The organism is Thermobifida cellulosilytica TB100, from assembly GCF_001517975.1.
In the GTDB taxonomy this organism is placed as follows: Bacteria; Actinomycetota; Actinomycetes; order Streptosporangiales; family Streptosporangiaceae; genus Thermobifida; species Thermobifida cellulosilytica.
This window is the reverse complement of record NZ_KQ950180.1, coordinates 853233-870383: the sequence shown is the minus strand read 5'-3', so window position 1 is coordinate 870383 and position 17151 is coordinate 853233. Positions and strand designations below refer to the sequence as shown.

Here is a 17151-nt window from a genome sequence, read left to right as displayed (position 1 = left end):
CGGGACCGGGACGGCCCGGCGCGGGTGGGGGGTCGGGTACGGGCGGGACCGCGCAGGCGGCCCCGCCCGTAGGTGAGGTGTGTCAGGAGCACTCGGCGCGGATCACGGAAGCAGCGACGTGCGCGCGCCCCTTGTCCGCCAGAGAGTTTTCCCCGACGTTGGTGAGTTGGACCGTGAATTCCTCGGTCGGCGTGGTGAAGCCGGTGGCCTGCACCCAGCCGCCTCGGATCTGGGACTGGTTGATGCCGAAGACCGCGACGGGGGAGCCCTCGGGCGAGCTACCGGAGAAGATCTGGTACTTGGCCTCCTGGTCGTTGATCCACAGCGGCGACTCGTCGTCGGGGATGTGGACGTACAGCTCGCACTTGGCCCCGGCGGCACCGGGCGAGAAGGACCAGTAGGCGTACTCGCCGCTGCCGCTGTTGGCGTTGCCCGACACCGGGATGGCGTCGTAGGTGCCGTTGCAGCCGGGCTCGGTGTGCCCGCTCGGCCGGTTGGCCCAGCCGTTGGCGCCGTCGCTCCAGACACCGATCGTGTGGTAGCTCGCACCGGAGGAGCAGCCGGGACCGGCCACCGCAGCGTACCCCTGGGAAGCGGCCTGCTGCTCCTTGTCGGCCTGCTGCTCCTTGTCGGCGGCGGCAGGGGAGGACTGCGCGTCGGCCTCCTCCTGCTTGTCGTCGGCGTCCTGGCCGGCGGACTTGTCGTCGTCGGAGGCGCTGAGCAGGCCGGCCCCGTCCGAGTCGTCCGACGGCGTGGAGTCGTCCGACGTGCTGTCGGCATCCGACGGCGTGGAGTCGTCCGACTTGGTGTCGTCCGACTTGTCGCCCTGGTCGGCGGAGCCCGCGTCCGACGGGGTGCTGTCGTCCTTCCTCGGGTTGGGGTCCTGGACGCCGGCGACATTCGTGCCGTCGCCCGGCTGCACCCCGTACTGCACGTGGTTCTTCGCCGGCACGATGCTGCCGGTGCCGCTGGCGCCGCCGGCACCTCCAGCGCCTCCGGCGGTCTCGTCCGTCGGGAAGGCGCCGGACTCCTCCTTGTCGTCGGCCAGCGCCTCGGGAACGAATCCGGGGGCGCCGGAGCCCTCCGACCCGCCGGAGCCGCCGCTCCCGCCCCCGCCCTGGTTCGCGCCGGAGCCGAAGCCCCAGCCGGCGGCGGGCGGAACGGAGGAGCCCAGCGGAACGGTCTGCAACTCCAGCGGGGCGGACCCGCTGGCCGCGCCGCCGCCGAGCAGGCCGCCGTTGGAGAGCGACATGAGGTCGAAGGAGACCCCCTGGGTGCCCGCCGAGACCGTGAACGGCGCCGCGACGAGCAGCAGTCCGGCGATCGCGGCACCGGCCAGCACCGGGCCGCTCGGCCGCCCCAGACGGCGGGTGGGCGCGGCCGGAGTGACCGGTCGGACCGCCACCGCCCCCACGGCGTCGATGCCGGGCCGCCCCGGGCTTCCGGCCTCCTCGGCCACCGCCGTGGCCGGGGCTGCCGGGGCGGCCTCAGCCGCGGCCGCGGGTTCCACGGGGGGTGGCGACACCGCCTCCTCGGCCCCGCTCAGGGGCCGCAACGTCCTCGGGGAGGTGGGCCGTTCGACGCTCGGCTGCTCGGCCGGGCGTGCCGCCACCCCCTCTCCCGGAGGAGACGTGGCGGAGTGCGCCTCCTCGGACGCACTCCTGGGAACATCTGTCATAGGCGAGTGTCCTTTCGAGACTCATCAGTCGATCGCGTGACCCGCAGGGGGCCGCGCCGCGCCGCTCCGCGGTACGCCGTCCCGCCACGGGGCGGGGCGGCGTACCGCGGAGCGCCGTGGTCTGTGGGGAACCGCGTCCGGGCCGCGCGCTTCCCGGAACCGGTCGTGGTCGGGTTCACCGGCGACCGCCGCCGATGTCTCCCTCGGGGGTGACCTGGCTGATCCGGGAGGCCAGGCCGCGGCTCACGTCCCCTGCGTCGTCCTCGGCAGCCTGGAAGCTCCTGGCGGTGGCGAGCGTGTTGTCGGCCGTGTCCGCGAACGCCAGCGCCAACGCTCCCAGTATTTCTTTGAGCCCGTTGACGACGGGGGGGAGCGATGCTCTCAGGGAAGCCGAGATCTCGTCGTCGCCGTTTCCCCAGGGCTCGCCCAGGGCCTGGACCTGGGCGTTCAATGTCTCTATCTGCTTCCGGGTGATCTCGGCGGGCTCGTGCAGGGCTTGCGACATCGCGGCCATCTCACTGGGGGAGACCCGGAAACGCCCGTCCGCTGCCATGGGGTCCTTCTCCTTTCTGGAGTGCTGTTCTGGGGTTCCCGGCGTCGGCACCGGGACCGCGGGGCCGGGGGCGACCCGTCGGAGTGGGCCGGGTCAGCCGTCCGAACCGCTGTCCGAGCTGCTTCCGGAACCGCTGCCCGAGCTGCCGTAGGGATTGGTGGTCGGGTCGTACCCGCTGTGCGAGGTTCCGGTGCTGAAGATCATTGCCAGCTGCCGGGCATCGAGTTTCTGATCCTCCTCCATCAGGAGGAATTCACGGGCGGTATCCGAGAGGTTGTCGGAGATCCTGGTCATCTCCGAGTCCATCTCGCTGAGAATCTCGTGGAGGGTTGTGAACGAACTGCTCACCCTGTTGACGAGATTCCTCGCGAAGCCGGAGTGCGTGGTGTTGCCGACCCGGATGACGTTCTTGTTTTCTTCGTTGAACTGGGCGAGGAGCGTCAGATGTTCTCGTACCTTGTTCTGGATCTGCTCTCCGAACCTCTTCTGGAAATCCTCGACCTTGGCGAAGTCGATCTTGACACCTTCGCCGCCCTTGCCTCCGGTGCCGTTGTCCGAACCCTTGTCGGAGTTGCCGCCCGACCCGTTGCCCTCGCTGTCTTTCTGGTCTTTGTCCTCGTTGTCTTTCTGGTCTTTGTCGTCTTTGTCCTCGTCGTCCTTCTCGCTCTTGTCGTCCTTCTCGCTCTTGTCGTCCTTCTTGGAGCTGTCTCCCGAACCGCTCCCTCCGGAGCTGCCTCCCGAACTGTTTCCTGCTTCCCCGTCCCCGGAGGCCCCGAGGAGATGCGGATTGGGCACCGTGACGCCCGAGACGAGGCCGTCGTCCGGCTGGCCAGGGGCCTTCGCGGCCTCGCTTCCCGCAGTGCCGGGTCCTTCTTCACCGCGCCCGGGGATGTCATTGGTGATATCGAGGAGTTCGCGGCCACCCGAGGAGCCGGTGTTGTCGTTCGCGGAGTCCTCGCTCCCATCGGTGTGGAGAGCGGGCATCGTCGGCGTGGCGGAGGAAAGGTCGGAAGCGGGCGTGGCGGAAGGAAGGTCGGAAGGGGGTGTGGCGGGGGTAGCCGGCTCCCCGAGGGAGGAAGCGTCGTTTCCGGAATCGCTGGAGCCGCCGCTGTCCTGCCCGCTGTCCGTGGTGGCGGAGTCTCCCCCGGTTCCCGGAGCGTCCGAGGCGCTGTCGCTGCCGGTCCCCTCGTCGTCGGGGGTGACGGTGACCTCGCCGGTCTCCGGGTCGACGCTGACCTTGCCGTCGCCGAGATCGACGCGGACGTCCCCGTCGTCGGGGTCGATGCTGATCCGGCCGTTCGCGTGGTCGACGGTGATCAGCCCGGTCTCCGGGTCGACGGTGACCAGCGCGTCCCCCGATTCGAGGACGACGTCTGAATCCGTCTTCGCGGCCGGTTCGCTCTCCTCCGGGTCGCCGACGGTGAGCAGGCCCGTGTCGGGGTCGAGGGAGACGGAGGAGTCGCCCGGTGTCAGGACGGTCTTGCCGGTGGTCGGGTCGAGGGTGAGCTGTCCTCCCTCGAAGCCGATGGTGATCAGCCCGGTCTCGGCGTCCACCGTGATCTGTCCCGGCGGGACGAGGTCGGTCGGCTCCGGCGGCGTCGGGGCGTCCCCGGAGGTTTCGGAGGACGGTTCGGACGGGCGGAGGAGGGTGACCTCCCCGGTCTCCTTGTCGATGTGGACCGTCGCGTTGCCCGGGTCGAGGGTGACCGTGCCGTCGGCGTGCTCGATGGTGACGAGCCCGGTGTCGGGGTCCACCGTGACGCGGGGCTCGGCCGCCGCCTCCGATCCCCCGGAACCGGAGCCCTCCACGTCCGGCAGCTCCGCGCTCCTCGGCGTCGGCTCCACGAGGGATGCCTGTTCGGTCCTCGCAGCCACGGCCAGCCCTTGGTCCGGATGCAGGGCGCGGACGAAGAGCGCCATGGTGTCCGGACCGCCGGGGGGCGGGGAGGCAGTCGTCCCGTGCTCCCGCGGAGTGGCGTGGAAGAGCGGGTGCTCCGTTCCCCAGTCGCCGCCACCGCCACCGCCGCCACCGCCGCCCGTGTCGCCGTGCTGGCCGGGCGCTTTGGGGCGGCTCGAGTGCGGTCGGAACAGCTCCTCAGCAGGGCCCGTCACGGGCCCTTCGGGAGCGTCCGCATCGAGCTGTGCCGCCTCCACAGTGACCGTTCCGGTCTCCGGGTCGATGGTGCTCTCCGCGCCTCCGGTGTCCAGGACGACGGTTCCCTCGCCGTGGTTGACGCGGACCAGTCCGTCCTCCGGGTCGAAGTCGATCGAGGAGGTGGAGAGCGGTGCCCCGCCGGACACCGTGCGGAGCACGTTCCGCGAGCTCTCCTGGCCCTCGTCCTCCGGCGCCTGCGGGGCGCGGGGAATCCGTCTGTCGGTCATGGTCGGCTCCTTGGCTGGCTAGGGGCGGTCCCCGTCGAAGGGCTTCGCCGCACCCGAGGGGAAGGGGAGGTCGAGGTCCCCGAGCAAGCGGCTCGGGTCGAACGTGCCGCTCATCACCTCGTCGATGTCGATCCCCTCGGGCATGAACTGCGCGTACGCCTGCGTTACGCGGGCAAACATCCGCTTGCGCGCCTGGTTGATCACGTCCGTGATGGCCGACGCGAGTTCTGCGGGAGCCATCTGCCGGTACTTCTGGGTGTGGAACTTCAGCTCAATCAGTTCCCCCCTGGCGTTGACCTTGGCGCCCACCATCCGGTCCTTGGAGATGACCTCTTCTACTGATGACTCCAGGCTTGCGCTTGCCTGCCCGAACTCCTCCATCTGTCTGTGAAGCCGTGCGAGAGCCTGCTCCGCCTGCTCCCGTATCGATTCGCTCACGGATGCTTCCCTTCTTCTCTTCGCCGGGCAGCGGTCGTCCGAGGACGGACTTCTGGTTCTTGGGGGAGGTCCCCCAGACGCTCTCGTCCTCGGCCAGCCACGTCGAGCGGGTGCGCTCCTGGTTGTTGGGGTTGCCAGCCATGGGCATCATCGGCGGCATGCCGCCCATGCCGGGCTGCTGGGCGAGGTCGGCCAGGCTGCCGGGGCTCTTGACGCTGCCGACGTCGGCGGCGCCTTCTCCGATGGGAGGCGGGGTCATGAAGCCGCTCCCCCCGGGGGAGCCCGCGGCCCGGCCCAGGGTCTCCGGGGTCGTGAACAGCGTCGACCGGTCGCTGCTCCCTCCGGAGTCGCCGCCCATCCCGCTGGGAATGTTGATGCCCGAGCCTCCGGGGCCCACCGTCGTGTACGACCGGGGCAAAGAGGTTCCGGGAAGGTCGTCGCTGTCGAAGTCCGGCGTCTCCAGCCTGGGGATGTCGTAGTCCAGAAGACCGTCGAGATCCGCCTGGGTGCCGCGGCCGGAGGAGGTGATGATCTCCCCGGTGTCGGGGTTGTAGGGCAGTCCGGTCTGCGGGTCGATCGGGAGGAGGAGGCCGCTGTCGGTGTCGACGACGACCGGCAGCCCGGTGTCGGGGTTGTAGGGCAGTCCGGTCTCGGGGTTGACGGGGAAGGACTCTCCGGTTTCGGGATTGATGGGCAGTCCGGTCTCGGGGTCGAGAACGGCCTGGGTGCCGGGGCCGGCGGTGATGATCTCCCCGGTGAGCGGGTCGATCGGCAGCGGGAGCCCGGTTTCCGGGTCCAGTTGGATGGGCAGCCCGGTGTCGGGGTCGTAGGGCAGTCCGGTCTCGGGGTTGACGGGGAAGGGTTCCCCGGTTCTGGGATTGATGGGCAGTCCGGTCTCGGGGTCGGTGGCGAGGCTGCTGCGCCGGGGGCCCGGCATTCCGGAACTGCCGCTGCTGAAGCTGGTGGTGGGAGGGGGAAGCAGCGGGGGGACGGTTCCCAGGTCGCTGAGTCCGCTGGGGCCGCCGGTGGTGACGCTGGGAGGCAGGGTGAAGTCGCTGTCGGGGCCGCCGGTGATGATGCCTCCTCCGCTGGGGCCGCCGGTGGTGACGCTGGGAGGCAGGGTGAAGTCGCTGTCGGGGCCGCCGGTGATGATCCCTCCCCCACTGGGGCCGCCGGTGATCGTGGGCGGCGGCACTCTGAAGTCGTCGGGAATGGTGACGTCGGGAATATTGATTTCCGGGAAATTGATGTCCGGGAAGTTGATGTCGGGGTTGTTTCCCCCGCCCGGTCCGTCGGGGGTGGTCTGGGGACCGTTGAACCCGGGCAGGTTCTTGGGCTCCGGCTTGCTGATGCCGAGGTACGGGATGGCAGTCGGGTATTCTGTGGAAATTACTGAGTACAGTTCGTTCGCGGCGTCGGTGACTGGTTTGAGCTTGCCAAGCCAGATTTGGTGCAGAATGTTGTTGATATTGGTGTCGGTGATCTCGTCCCCGACGATGCCCCACACCTCTGGCTTATCAGAGTAATACGAGTACCTGATCGCGAACTGGTCGCGCTCCACTACGAACCGCTGGGTCCCGTGGGTCGTGTTGTACCAGTCGTAGATGGTCCAGTAGACACTGGAGCGCATCGATTGGTCGTTGTCGAACGAACTCCTCCACTCCCTGACCCTCTCCAGCAAACGCTTGCTCGGTCCAACGAGAGCGGGGCGGATTTTGTCGAAACGTTCGCGGAACCGGCTCAGTTGCTTGCTCAGGTTCTCCAGACGGCTGCTCAGGCGGTAGAGGTGGTTGGCGAACATGTTCGCCGCGTTGCCCTCAATGGCAGCGTCTTTGTCGTACAGGCTGCGGACCTCTTTGAGAAGCTCTTCTTGCTTTTCTTTGAAGAAGAGGTCGAGATTTTTGGCGATGTCGGAGATCTTTTGGTGTGCTTGAGCCGAGTACGACTCGGAAGAGGCCAGTCCTGCGGCGACCTGGGCCAGGGCATCAAGCCTGTTGACGAAATCCTTCTCGGTGGAGACCGTCCCGTCCCAGAATTTGGAGGCTGCCAGCTTGTACCCGGCGTAGTCGGTCTTGTGCTCGCTCTTCATGGAGGAGCCGTGCTGATCCTGGGCGTAGTAGGTAGTCGACTCGGTCCAGGACCACCAAATTTCGACGTCCTTGAAGTCGAAGCCCTTGAAGACGTGGTTCTTCTGCTCACCGTGCGGCTCCCGGCCTTCTCCGGGGCGACCCGGAACCGCAGGGTCTCCAGCAGCACGCGCGCGGTCAGCGGGAACATCCGCTGGACGGCGTCGCGGACGTCGGAGAGGCGCAACTGTCCGGAGGCGTCCAGGGCCGCGCAGCGGTACCAGTTGCGGCGCAGCGGGTTGGGGTCGCGGTCCGCCAGGGCGTGCAGGGCGCGGGTCAGCAGGGCGCGGCCGTCCGCGTGGTCGGGGAAGGCGTCCACAACGGTCCGGGCCAGCTCCGCCGCCCACTGCGGGTCGTCGTCCAGGGACTCCGCCGCGACGGCCAGCACCCGTGCGGCCCCGCCCATCAGCTCCACGCTGCGCCGGGCGCGCTCGGGCCGCGGGGGGGCGCCAGGTCGACGGCGTTGCCCGAGAACCATCCCATGTACCTGGTGTGGTACATCAGCGCGGTCCCGCCGAAGTTGCTGTGGAACGCCTCGGGGGCCAGGTTCTCGGCCACCTGCTCGGGGATGGGGAGGCAGTGCAGGAGGTCCTCACCGGGCGCTCCGGTCAGCAGGTGGCGGATCGTCTGGTCGTGGAGGTAGGTGATGAGGTCCTCGTAGACGGAGAACAGGGTGCGGATGCGCCGTTTGCCGTGCAGCGACTCCATGTGCGGGCCCGTCAGGTGTTCGACGTCCAGGGTGGAGAGACGGGCCATCAGGGAGTGCCAGATCTCGGAGTACTCGACCGGGGCGCCCTCCAGGGCCATGAAGTTGCCGGGGGTGGCGTACAGGGTGGTGGGGAGGAGCACGGTCCGGTGCTCGGGCAGGTGCATTCCGAGAGAGATGTCGAGGGGGAGGTCGGTGCTGAAGAAGCCGATCCGCAGCCCGGCCAGGTCGAGTTCCTCGCCGTGGCGCACCCGCGTCGAGGGCACGGGGAAGGGGACGGGGGCAGGTTCTCGGAGAGGCCGCGGCGCAGCAGCCGTTCGGGGTCGGCGTCCTGCCACAGTTCGGGACCGTGCTGGAGCACGGCCATGGTCACCTTCAGGTAGATGATCTCGCGGACGGACGCCTCGGGGTGGCTGCCCCAGGACTCGTGGGCGATGACCGGCACCTGTCGGCCCCGCTGCGCCTCGAGGACCGCGGAGACTCCCGCGCAGTGCGAGCTGACCGGTTCGGCCAGGACCACGGCCGAGACCGGCTTGCCGAACCGGGCGGCGAGCAGGCGGGCGATCACCCCGCCCTGCCGGGGGCTCGCCCCGCAGCCCATGAGGACGAGCCCGTCCGGTCCCTCGACCACCGCGCAGTTGAGCAGGGAGCCGTCCGCGGTCCGCAGGTTCCACACGGGGGTTCCCTCGACCGGGACGAGTTCGGGAGGCGCGGTCCCGCTGCTGCTCGGCAGCGGCGGGGTGAACGTCTCGGGTGTCTGGCGCGGGTGCGGAGACGGACGGGACACCATTCCTCCCCTGGTGCTGTCCGCCGACCGGCCGCGCACGGTGGTGCTGGCGGTCGGCGGTCGGACCCGGTGCGGGGGTGTGCCGCACGGTCGGGCGGGGCGGTCGCCCACAGGCATCCATGCTGCTCGGAGGATGGTCAGAGACGCTTCAGGTCTGTCCTATGACTTCTCCAATGCTCACAGCAGGGGGCGCGGCTACTCGGCTCCGGCCAGGATCCGACGCGCCTGGAACCGGTTGTAGGCGGCTATGGGGGTCATGGCGGCCATGCAGAGGGGGAGCGAGGTGAGCAGGGCGAAGAAGAGCGTGCTTTCCGCGTCGCCGCCGGCGTGGGCGAGGAAGGCGTAGTAGCCGAACCCCGCGGCGCCCAGGCCCCAGAACGCCAGCGACAGGTGGACGAACGGCCGCTCCAGCAGGAAGGAGGCCCGCGCGTGCGCTGTCCGGTACGCCAGTTGCATGACGCGCGCGGCGATCTCGGGGTCGTCGCCGACCTCGCCGCGCAGCATCAGCCGCCCGGCCGTCCAGGCGGTACCCAGCCGTTCGGGGAAGCGGCGCGCGAGCAGGGGGGCCACCGCCCCCGTGACGGCGCCGCAGAGCGGGCCGAGCAGCAGGCCCGCAGCCAGGAACTCCGTGGCCAGGGGCGGGATCTCCTCCCCGGGGCGGAGCGGATCGGACACCCCCGGGCTGGTGAGGCCGCCGAGGAGGAGGGCGAGGCCGATCCCCAGCAGCAGGCCGATGAAGGCGTGGTGCAGCGGCGGGTGGCGGACGACGAAGGCGGCGTAGCGGTGGAAAGGAGGGGGAGAGAGCGTTCACGGGGATCTCCGTCCACGGACGACGCGGTGCCGCGCCTACGTCCAGCCGTAGCGTTCCCGCAGTACTCCGGCCACGCGCCAGAACGTGTCCGGGTCGACGATCGCGCCCTCGCGGCGGATCTCGTGCTCCTCCAGTTCGAACAGGCGGTCCAGGCGGACGTAGGAGGTCCGCCCCGCGCGGTCCCAGGGGCCCGAGCCGAGCAGCAGCCAGTCCTGCTCCTCCCAGTGGTCGGGCTCCTGGCTGGAGAGCATCAGCGCGTGCAGCACGCCGCCCTTGCGGCCCACCACCAGCAGGGGGCGGTCCTTGCCCCGGGTCGGGTCCTCCTCGAAGGGCACCCAGGTCCACACGATCTCGCCCGCGTCGGCCAGGCCGTCGCGTTCGGGGGCGTAGGTGAGGGTCGTGGCGTTGCGGCGGGTGGGCACCTCGCGGATCGCGCCCTCGTGGGGGTGGGGCGGCCGCGCGTCGGGGTCGGCGTAGTGACGGGTCATGCAGAGATCTTAAAGAGAGCGCGGCGAATTGTCCCGGTTTGTGGGTGGAATTCCGCTGGCCGGTACGGGTCAGCGCGCCGCCGGGTCCAGCAGGGACAACTGCTCCGCCCGCCCCGCCGCGCCCCGCTCCAGGGCGAGCAGCCACTTCTTGCGCTCCAGGCCGCCGCCGTACCCGGTGAGGTCGCCGGAGGAGCCCACCACCCGGTGGCAGGGCACGATGATGCTGATGGGGTTGCGGCCGTTGGCCAGGCCCACCGCCCGGGAGGCCGACGGGCTGCCGATCCGGGCGGCGAGCTGGCCGTACGAGACCGTCCGGCCGTAGGGGATCTCCAGCAGGGCCCGCCACACCTTCTGCTGGAACGGGGTGCCGACGGGGGCCAGCGGCACGTCGAAGACGGTCCGCCGCCCCGCGAAGTACTCCGCCAACTGCTCCCTGACCCCGGCGAACGGCTCCGGGTCGGGGGCCCCGAAGAACTCCTCGGAGGGGCGGTGCCGCTGCTCGGCCAGGTACAGGCCGACCAGCGCGCCGTCGGCGGCCACCAGGGTCAGCGGGCCGATCGGGCTGTCGACGACGGTGTGGACACGTTCGCGCGCCGGGACCGCGGTGGTCACGGGTGCCTCCTCGAAACGGGGTGCTCGGTGACGGGCGATGCCCCTCCAGTATCGGAGGCCCGCCTCCCCGCCCGGGAGGGCCGCGGCCCCGGAGCACGGCGTGCCCGCTCGCGGCCGGAAGGTCAGTGGTTCTCGTTGCCGGAGTGGTGGTTGTTGTTGTTGGGCAGGGTCTCCTCGGAGCTCCCGTCGCGGTGGCCGTTCAGCAGTTCGGAGGAGTTGTGCAGCGGCGGCACCCACAGGCGCATCCCGTTGCCGAGGCGTCTCCTGGGCGGTGCGGGCCGCGGCCCGGCCCCGGGACGCCCCTCCGCGGAGGGGCGCAGCATGCCCGCGCCCAGCGGGACGAGCAGGATCAGCAGCGCGGGCAGCAGGAGCGCCGCGGAGAGCCCGGCCCTGTCGGCGAGGAAGCCGATCACGGGCGGGCCGAGGAGCGGGCCGAAGTAGCCGATCGCCGCGACCGTGGACAGGTCGCGGCCGGACCGGGCCGGGTTGTCGTTGGCCGCGGCGTTGAACAGTTGCGGCACGATGCCGGAGAGTCCCGTGCCGACCAGCGCGAAGCCGATGACCACCGGGATCTGCAAGGGCAGGGCGAGCGCGAGGAACAGCCCGGTCGAGGCGAGCAGGCCGCCGGTCCGCACCACGGTGACCGGGCCGAGCAGGGCGACCAGGCGGTCCCCGACCAGCCGTCCGGCGGCCATCATGACGGCGTAGGCCGCGTAGGTCGCCGAGGCGACGGTCTCGGAGCCGCCCACCGTCTCCCGGGTGTACAGGGCGCTCCAGTCGTTGGCCGCGCCCTCGGCGAGCATGCAGCACAGCGCGAGCACGCCCAGCAGCACGATCCTGCCGCGGGGCAGGGAGAACCTGCGGAACCGCGGCGCGGTGCGCGTGTTCTCGACCGGGGGCAGTGGATGGCCGGTCAGCCATCTGCGCACGGCCAGGGAGAGGCCCGCCAGCACCGACGCCGCCGCGATGAAGGTGGTCGTGGCGTCCAGTCCGGCCCGGACGCAGAGGGTGCCCGCGATGGCGCCCAGGCCGCCGCCGATCGAGCACACGGCGTGGAAAGAGACCATGATCGGACGTCCCCACTCGCGTTGGAGGCGGGCCGCCTGAAGGTTGGCCGACACGTTGAGCAGGGCGTGGCTCGAACCGAGCAGGAGCAGCGACAGCACCAACTGCTCCTGGTCGGTGGCGTAGCCGGGGGCGACCAGCGAGGCGCTGGTGGCCAGGGAGGCGGCCGGCACCACGGTGCGGCCGTCGAACCGGTCCAGCAGGCCGCCGACCAGGCGGATGGTGAGCACGCCGCCCAGCGCCAGGGCGAGCAGGGCGATGCTCAGCTCGCCCTCGTCGACTCCGGTCCGGCTCTTCACCGCGGGAATGCGCGAGGCCCAGATCGCGATGACCGCCCCGGTGACGAAGAAGTACACGTTCAGCGCGATCCTGGCGCGTCGTAGCCGACGCGGCATCGGGGGGCGGTTGCGGGGGCGGAGGGGTCCGACGGGCTTGCTCTCCGGCATGCGCTCATCACCTTCTCGAATTTGCAGATTCTGGACATGACGCGCCCATTGGTGCGACAACCGGTGTCCAGGGGCGAGGGGCGCGGCGACGGTGACAGGCCGAGTCGGACGCCGCTTCCAGGGGGGTCCGGATTCTGGGCGGATTCCTCTGTGATCGGTAAAACTCCCGGCAATCAACGAGGCTACCCAGAGATCCGCTCAGAAGTAACGGGAACGAAAGAAATCTTTCGCGCTGAGATAGCCTCGGAACAGGGAAGATGCCCGGAAAGCCGGGTCGGCAAACGGGTTTGGAGAGGTAATTGAAAGCGCCGGGGATTTTTGCTTTGGCGTCCCCGGGGAAAGCGATATGCGCAATGTGTGGCCAATGCGTTTTTCTGGTGGATTGGGGCTCTTGGCCGTTTGGTCGGAGTGGTAGGCGGCCGGGGGTCTTGGGACGGAACGCCGTGCGGGCGGAGCACCGAGGACGCCCCCGCGGCGAGTGTGGGATCGGACACGGCGCGGGGAGCGCTCCGGAGGAGGAACCCGGAGCGGAAGCGGGGGGAGGCCGGACATGCGAAGCGCCGCGTCGGAGAGCTGCTCGACGCGGCGCGGGCCGTGGCCCCAGCAGGATTCGAACCTGCGACAACCCGCTTTAGGAGAGCGGTGCTCTGTCCCCTGAGCTATGAGGCCGGGCACCTCTAGGGTAACGGAAACGGCGAGCGGATGCTGCGGCGCGGTGAAGGATGGGGCAAGCAGGGCTAATCGTTGAGTAATCTTCGTATCGATCAGGTTGTCACGGTCGCCGGGTGATGTCTGCCACACCTCCTGGCGGGGCGGTGGCCCGCCAGACGGCGGCTCCGGGGGCGACCCGGCGCGGCGCCCCGAAGACCCTCGATCACCGGAGCGGCGGGAACAGCGCTCGGTCCGCAAGCGAGCGCCGACCCGACCGCAGGCTTTTTCGCCTCATCACCATGGCCGCAGGACGCCATGGAGTATGTTGCGATCCGGCCACGCGAACCATCAGAGCCAAGGCAGCGGAGGAACCACGTGCCGTTCGTTCTCCATGTCGGGCGGAGCCGTCGCCGCACGACGAGGAACGGGACACCGTCCGTCTCGAACGGCCGATCCCGGTCGCGGGCCGTGGTGGCGGCACTGCTCACTCTCGTGCTGACGGTGGTGGGCGTCGGAACGCCGCCGTTGCCCGCCTACGCCGACAACGAACTGGAAGCCCTCAGGCAGGAGGCCGAGCAGGCCAAGGACGAGCTGGAGCAGGCCACCAAGGAGTACACGGAGCGCCAGGAGGCCCTGGAGAAGGCCCAGGACGAGCTGGTCAGGACGCTGCACGAGTTGCAGCAGATCGAGGGGAAGATCGCCGACATGCGCGTCCCCCTCGTGGAGCTCGCCATCACCCTCTACAAGCAGCCCGACGTCGGAATCCTGGGCTTCCTGGCCTCCGACTCGATCGAGGGCGACCTGCGGGCCGAGGCGCACGTCATGAAGCTCACCTACGACCAGGAGCAGTTGCTCGACGAGGCCACCGCGCTCCGCGACGAGCAGATCGAGCTCACCGACCGGGCCCAGGAGTTGCAGTCGCAGACCCAACTGGAACGGGTCGAACTGGAGAGCGACCTGGAGGAGCTGCGCCAGCAGTCCGAGGAGAGCACCGCGGCGCTCACCCAGAAGCTGGAGGACCTGGGGCTGTCGGTCGACGCCTACATGGCCGGGGTGGAGTGCGACCCCAGCGCGGCCGAGAAGGCCTACAACGCGGCCAACGGACTGCTCCCCGGCGACTCGCTGTGCGAGCTGCACGTGGAGGGCCACTACCTGCGCGCCGACGCGGCCGTGGACTTCCTGCGCATGAACCAGGCCTACGCCCAGGAGTTCGGCACCGACATGTGCGTCACCAGCTCCTACCGGGACTTGCAGAACCAGCACCGCGTCTACGCCCAGCAGCCGCCGGGGTACGCGGCCGTGCCCGGCACCAGCAACCACGGCCTCGGCATGGCGGTCGACCTGTGCGGCGGCGTGCAGAACCAGGGGTCGCCGCAGTTCAACTGGCTGGAGGCGCACTCCCGCGAGTACAACTGGTTCCACCCGGCCTGGGCCTACTCCAGTCCCTTCGAGCCCTGGCACTGGGAGTACGACCCGTCCTAGCCCAGCGGCCCGGACAGGCGTCGGCGGCCCGCGCCTCCTCGGGGCGCGGGCCGCCGACGCACGTCCGGGTCAGCCCGACTTCTCGGGCGTCACCTCGCTGGTGCAGAACGCGCACCGGGTGGCCTTCCGGCTGATCTCGCTGAAGCAGGCCGGGCACTCCCGGTGGGTGGCCTCCTCGGCCCTGGCGAAGCGCTCCAGCATCTTCGTCATGGGCAGCACGACGAAGAAGTAGAGGATGGCGGCGGTCAGCAGGAACGAGATCAGGGCGTCGATGAACGCGCCGTACTGGAACTCGCTGCCGTTGATCGTGAAGGACAGGGACGCGAACTTGGGCACCCCGCCGAAGATGCCCAGCAGCGGAGTGATGAAGGCAGTGGTGAACGCGGTGACCAGGTCGGAGAAGACCGCGCCGATGACGACCGCCACCGCGAGCTGGACCAGGTTGCCCTGGAAGAGGAACTTTTTGAACCCGCTCATTTCGGACAGGCCAACTTTCTTTCTGTGCGGGGGGAAACCGGGAATGCGGCGCCGTGCGACGGCGCGCACGGCGCGCAGCGTAACCCTCAGCCCCGGATGGCGATCGACAATCGGTCCGCAGTGTGTCCGGCCAGGGAGCGCGCCTCCGCCTCGGTGACCGCGAGCACCACCAGGGCCCCCGTCCCGCCGTCGGCCCCGTCGGTGTCCGGCACCGCGACCACCGGGCGGTCGGCCACGACCGTGCGGGCCGGGGCCGGCTCCCGGGCGGCGAACCCGTCCGCCAGCGGGTCGGCGGCGGCGAGCACGTCGATCCGGCTGCCCGGCCGCAGCAGCGCCGCGGCCCCGGGATCGGCGAGACGCACCGGCACGGCGACCAGGTCGGCCCCGTAGCCGGCCGCGGGCGGATCGGCCAGCCGCACCTCGGTGAGGATCTCGCCGGCGCGCACCGGGGACCGCAGCGACGCCCCCGCCACGGGGTGCTCCGGGGACAGCGCCCCCTCGGGCGCCAGCGCCTCGGGGACCTCGCGGACCACCGCGTCGTCCGCGGCCAGCGGGGAGAGCCCCGACAGGTCGCGGGCGGCGACCAGCACCTCGACGGTGGGCGCGGGAGGCGGACGCAGCACCAGCAGCGCCCCGGTCGCGGCCGCCGCCGCGGCCGACGCGGCCAGGAGCCGCCGCCAGCGGTGCAGGCGGAACCGGAACGGGCGCCCCGGGGACGTGGATGCGGTGTCGTTCATGGCAGCCCACGGTAGGAAGGGCTCCGCAGCGCGGATCAAGGCCGTCCACAGGGGAATCCGGCCGCCGTCCCCGCGGCCCGGACCGCACGTCTCAGCAGAGGATCCCCCAAGCCGGGGTCAAGACTCCGCCGGGGCCGCGCGGTGCTTCCGGGCGTTTCACCCGGGAGGAGACACACTGCCGGAAAGGCCCGAAGTGCCGTTGATGCTCCAGGAGGCTGCCATGGACATGCCAGTGGTGAATTCGTGCGAGGCGGACAGTTGCGTGTACAACGTCCAACGCTCCTGCCACGCGCTGGCCATCACCGTGGGCGACATCCGGGACGCCCTGTGCGACACCTTCTTCCGCGACTCGGCCAAGGGCGGCGACCCCAAGGCCGTCGCCCACGTCGGCGCCTGCAAGATGGCCAACTGCCAGCACAACGTCCAGTACGAGTGCCAGGCACCGGGCATCTCCGTCGGCTTCGAGGCGAACAAGGCCGACTGCCTCACCTACGCGCCCGCCTGACCCGTGCTCCGGAGCCGGCCGCGTGCGTCGGGGGCGGCTCCGGGCCGCCCGGAAAAGCCGTGAGGGCCGTTCCCCGGTCGCGGGGAACGGCCCTCACGGGCAGTTCGGGGTGCGCCAGAGCGCTGGATCAGGCCGCGGAGGTCGCCTTCGTGCTGCTGGAGTCGCTGGAGGAGGAGCTGGAGGACGACGAGGAGTCGGCCTTGGCGGAGGAGCTGCTCTTGGAGGAGCCGGTCAGCGCGGAGCTGTTGGAGCTGGAGCTGTTGTCGGTGCGGTAGAAGCCCGACCCCTTGAAGACGATGCCGACAGCGGAGTACACCTTGCGCAGTCTGCCCTGGCACTCGGGGCAGGTGGTCAGCGGATCGTCACTGAAGCTCTGCACGACCTCGAGGTCGGCGCCGCACTCGGTGCAAGCGTACTGGTACGTAGGCACGGGTCCTCCTAGCTGGCACTCTCGCCCGACGACTGCTAAATAGTACGCCGCCGGGTGACATGGTCGCGACAACGGGGGTGGTAACGCCGTTGCGACCGACAACCGGTCGCCGGTACCAACGCGGCGGTGTCCACCATCGGTGCCCCGTGTCGCAAGTGAGATTCGCCACCGGGGCCAGGAGGCCCTACCGGTCCGCCAGGGGCACCACGCCGCGTCCGGGAGTCACCGCCGCCCGCACCGGCCGGTCGTGCGCCTCGACGGGCACCGAGTCCACCAGTTCGTCGTCGTAGACCACGCCCAGCGTCGGCGTCCGCGCGTCGACCAGGGACAGCACCCGGTCGTAGCAGCCCGCCCCGCGGCCGAGCCGGTAGCCCGCGGCGTCGACCGCCAGGGCCGGACAGACCAGCACGTCGGCCCCGCGCACCGCGTCCACCCCGAGCCGCGGCCCGGTGGGCTCCACCAGGCCGTGCCCGGCCGCCGCCAGCGACTCCGGCCCGGTGTACTCGGCCCAGTCCAGGTCCCCGCCGTCCAGGAAGATCGGCAGCAGTACCCGGACGCCGCGCTCGGCCAGGGCAGCCACCAGCGGCCGGGTGTCCGGCTCGGAGCCCACCGCGTAGTAGACCGCCGCGGTGGCGCCCGGGGCCGCCGCGGGCAGCGCCAGCACGGCGTCCCGGATCGCCGCGCCGGCCGCGGCGCGCTCCCGGGCGGACCGCTCCCGGCGCGCCGCGAGCACCCGGCGCCGCAGGTCGCTCTTGGTCAGCACACTGTTCACGGTAG

17 protein-coding genes and 1 tRNA gene are annotated in these 17151 nt (G+C 70.6%); 2 read left to right on the top strand and 16 right to left on the bottom strand.

The features are described 5' to 3' along the window. Window positions 1–82: 82 nt before the first annotated feature. The 12 genes from AC529_RS03755 to AC529_RS03700 all read right to left on the bottom strand — a co-directional run bounded on the left by AC529_RS03755 (window position 83) and on the right by AC529_RS03700 (window position 12761). Entirely contained in the window at window positions 83–1525 is a 1443-nt protein-coding gene (locus tag AC529_RS03755; RefSeq protein ID WP_232306556.1) for a hypothetical protein, read from the bottom strand. Between the two features lie 328 nt (window positions 1526–1853). After that, window positions 1854–2231: a hypothetical protein gene (locus tag AC529_RS03750; protein ID WP_068753489.1), complete on the bottom strand. Its 378-nt coding sequence runs from the start codon at window positions 2229–2231 to the stop codon at window positions 1854–1856. Between the two features lie 93 nt (window positions 2232–2324). Beyond that, window positions 2325–4613, bottom strand: a complete 2289-nt coding sequence (locus tag AC529_RS03745) for a hypothetical protein (RefSeq protein ID WP_068753488.1) — start codon at window positions 4611–4613, stop codon at window positions 2325–2327. An 18-nt stretch (window positions 4614–4631) separates the two neighbouring features. Beyond that, window positions 4632–4994: a YbaB/EbfC family nucleoid-associated protein gene (locus AC529_RS03740; protein WP_157080036.1), complete on the bottom strand. Its 363-nt coding sequence runs from the start codon at window positions 4992–4994 to the stop codon at window positions 4632–4634. Beyond that, window positions 4885–7140: a hypothetical protein gene (locus AC529_RS03735; RefSeq protein WP_068753486.1), complete on the bottom strand. Its 2256-nt coding sequence runs from the start codon at window positions 7138–7140 to the stop codon at window positions 4885–4887. The genes AC529_RS03740 and AC529_RS03735 overlap by 110 nt, the downstream gene beginning before the upstream one ends. Continuing rightward, on the bottom strand, window positions 7137–7583 hold the full coding sequence (locus tag AC529_RS03730) for an alkyl sulfatase dimerization domain-containing protein (RefSeq protein ID WP_068753485.1): 447 nt from the start codon (window positions 7581–7583) through the stop codon (window positions 7137–7139). The genes AC529_RS03735 and AC529_RS03730 overlap by 4 nt, the downstream gene beginning before the upstream one ends. Further along, on the bottom strand, window positions 7583–8149 hold the full coding sequence (locus AC529_RS19925; protein ID WP_157080035.1) for a hypothetical protein: 567 nt from the start codon (window positions 8147–8149) through the stop codon (window positions 7583–7585). Before AC529_RS19925 ends, AC529_RS03730 begins: the two co-directional genes overlap by 1 nt. A gap of 716 nt (window positions 8150–8865) precedes the next feature. Beyond that, window positions 8866–9345, bottom strand: coding sequence for a hypothetical protein (locus AC529_RS03720; RefSeq protein ID WP_068753483.1), 480 nt, complete (start codon window positions 9343–9345; stop codon window positions 8866–8868). Between the two features lie 171 nt (window positions 9346–9516). Then, a complete protein-coding gene (locus tag AC529_RS03715) occupies window positions 9517–9969 on the bottom strand; it encodes a type II toxin-antitoxin system PemK/MazF family toxin (protein WP_068753482.1) in 453 nt (150 codons plus the stop codon). Window positions 9970–10038: 69 nt separating this feature from the next. Next, a complete protein-coding gene (locus tag AC529_RS03710) occupies window positions 10039–10581 on the bottom strand; it encodes a methylated-DNA--[protein]-cysteine S-methyltransferase (protein WP_068753481.1) in 543 nt (180 codons plus the stop codon). Window positions 10582–10703: 122 nt separating this feature from the next. After that, a complete protein-coding gene (locus tag AC529_RS03705) occupies window positions 10704–12092 on the bottom strand; it encodes an MFS transporter (protein WP_068753480.1) in 1389 nt (462 codons plus the stop codon). A 595-nt stretch (window positions 12093–12687) separates the two neighbouring features. Further along, window positions 12688–12761, bottom strand: a tRNA-Arg gene (locus AC529_RS03700). A 453-nt stretch (window positions 12762–13214) separates the two neighbouring features. On the opposite strand from AC529_RS03700, the gene AC529_RS03695 reads away from it, so the two are divergent. Next, window positions 13215–14225 (top strand): M15 family metallopeptidase, encoded by a 1011-nt coding sequence (locus AC529_RS03695; RefSeq protein ID WP_068754483.1) that lies wholly within the window; start codon window positions 13215–13217, stop codon window positions 14223–14225. 69 nt (window positions 14226–14294) lie between these two features. On the opposite strand, the gene AC529_RS03690 is transcribed toward AC529_RS03695, so the two are convergent. Next, window positions 14295–14702, bottom strand: coding sequence for an MscL family protein (locus AC529_RS03690; RefSeq protein WP_068753479.1), 408 nt, complete (start codon window positions 14700–14702; stop codon window positions 14295–14297). Window positions 14703–14788: 86 nt separating this feature from the next. Then, entirely contained in the window at window positions 14789–15439 is a 651-nt protein-coding gene (gene cpaB, locus AC529_RS03685) for a Flp pilus assembly protein CpaB (protein ID WP_068753478.1), read from the bottom strand. A 220-nt stretch (window positions 15440–15659) separates the two neighbouring features. On the opposite strand from cpaB, the gene AC529_RS03680 reads away from it, so the two are divergent. Then, complete coding sequence (locus AC529_RS03680; protein WP_068753477.1) at window positions 15660–15944, top strand: DUF1540 domain-containing protein; 285 nt, start codon at window positions 15660–15662, stop codon at window positions 15942–15944. Window positions 15945–16071: 127 nt separating this feature from the next. Here the strand turns inward: AC529_RS03680 and AC529_RS19380 are convergent, their stop codons facing one another. Beyond that, on the bottom strand, window positions 16072–16374 hold the full coding sequence (locus AC529_RS19380) for an FmdB family zinc ribbon protein (protein ID WP_083947898.1): 303 nt from the start codon (window positions 16372–16374) through the stop codon (window positions 16072–16074). A gap of 184 nt (window positions 16375–16558) precedes the next feature. Further along, entirely contained in the window at window positions 16559–17146 is a 588-nt protein-coding gene (locus AC529_RS03670) for a 5-formyltetrahydrofolate cyclo-ligase (protein WP_232306554.1), read from the bottom strand. Window positions 17147–17151: the final 5 nt, after the last annotated feature.

Coding starts and splice junctions, on each gene's coding strand:
- AC529_RS03705 (WP_068753480.1), bottom strand. CDS start 12,092: ATGCCGGAGAGCAAGCCCGTCGGACCCCTCCGCCCCCGCAACCGCCCC.
- AC529_RS03715 (WP_068753482.1), bottom strand. CDS start 9,969: ATGACCCGTCACTACGCCGACCCCGACGCGCGGCCGCCCCACCCCCAC.
- AC529_RS03745 (WP_068753488.1), bottom strand. CDS start 4,613: ATGACCGACAGACGGATTCCCCGCGCCCCGCAGGCGCCGGAGGACGAG.
- cpaB (WP_068753478.1), bottom strand. CDS start 15,439: ATGAACGACACCGCATCCACGTCCCCGGGGCGCCCGTTCCGGTTCCGC.
- AC529_RS03690 (WP_068753479.1), bottom strand. CDS start 14,702: ATGAGCGGGTTCAAAAAGTTCCTCTTCCAGGGCAACCTGGTCCAGCTC.
- AC529_RS03735 (WP_068753486.1), bottom strand. CDS start 7,140: ATGAAGAGCGAGCACAAGACCGACTACGCCGGGTACAAGCTGGCAGCC.
- AC529_RS03750 (WP_068753489.1), bottom strand. CDS start 2,231: ATGGCAGCGGACGGGCGTTTCCGGGTCTCCCCCAGTGAGATGGCCGCG.
- AC529_RS03680 (WP_068753477.1), top strand. CDS start 15,660: ATGGACATGCCAGTGGTGAATTCGTGCGAGGCGGACAGTTGCGTGTAC.
- AC529_RS03730 (WP_068753485.1), bottom strand. CDS start 7,583: ATGGGCGGGGCCGCACGGGTGCTGGCCGTCGCGGCGGAGTCCCTGGAC.
- AC529_RS03740 (WP_157080036.1), bottom strand. CDS start 4,994: ATGGAGGAGTTCGGGCAGGCAAGCGCAAGCCTGGAGTCATCAGTAGAA.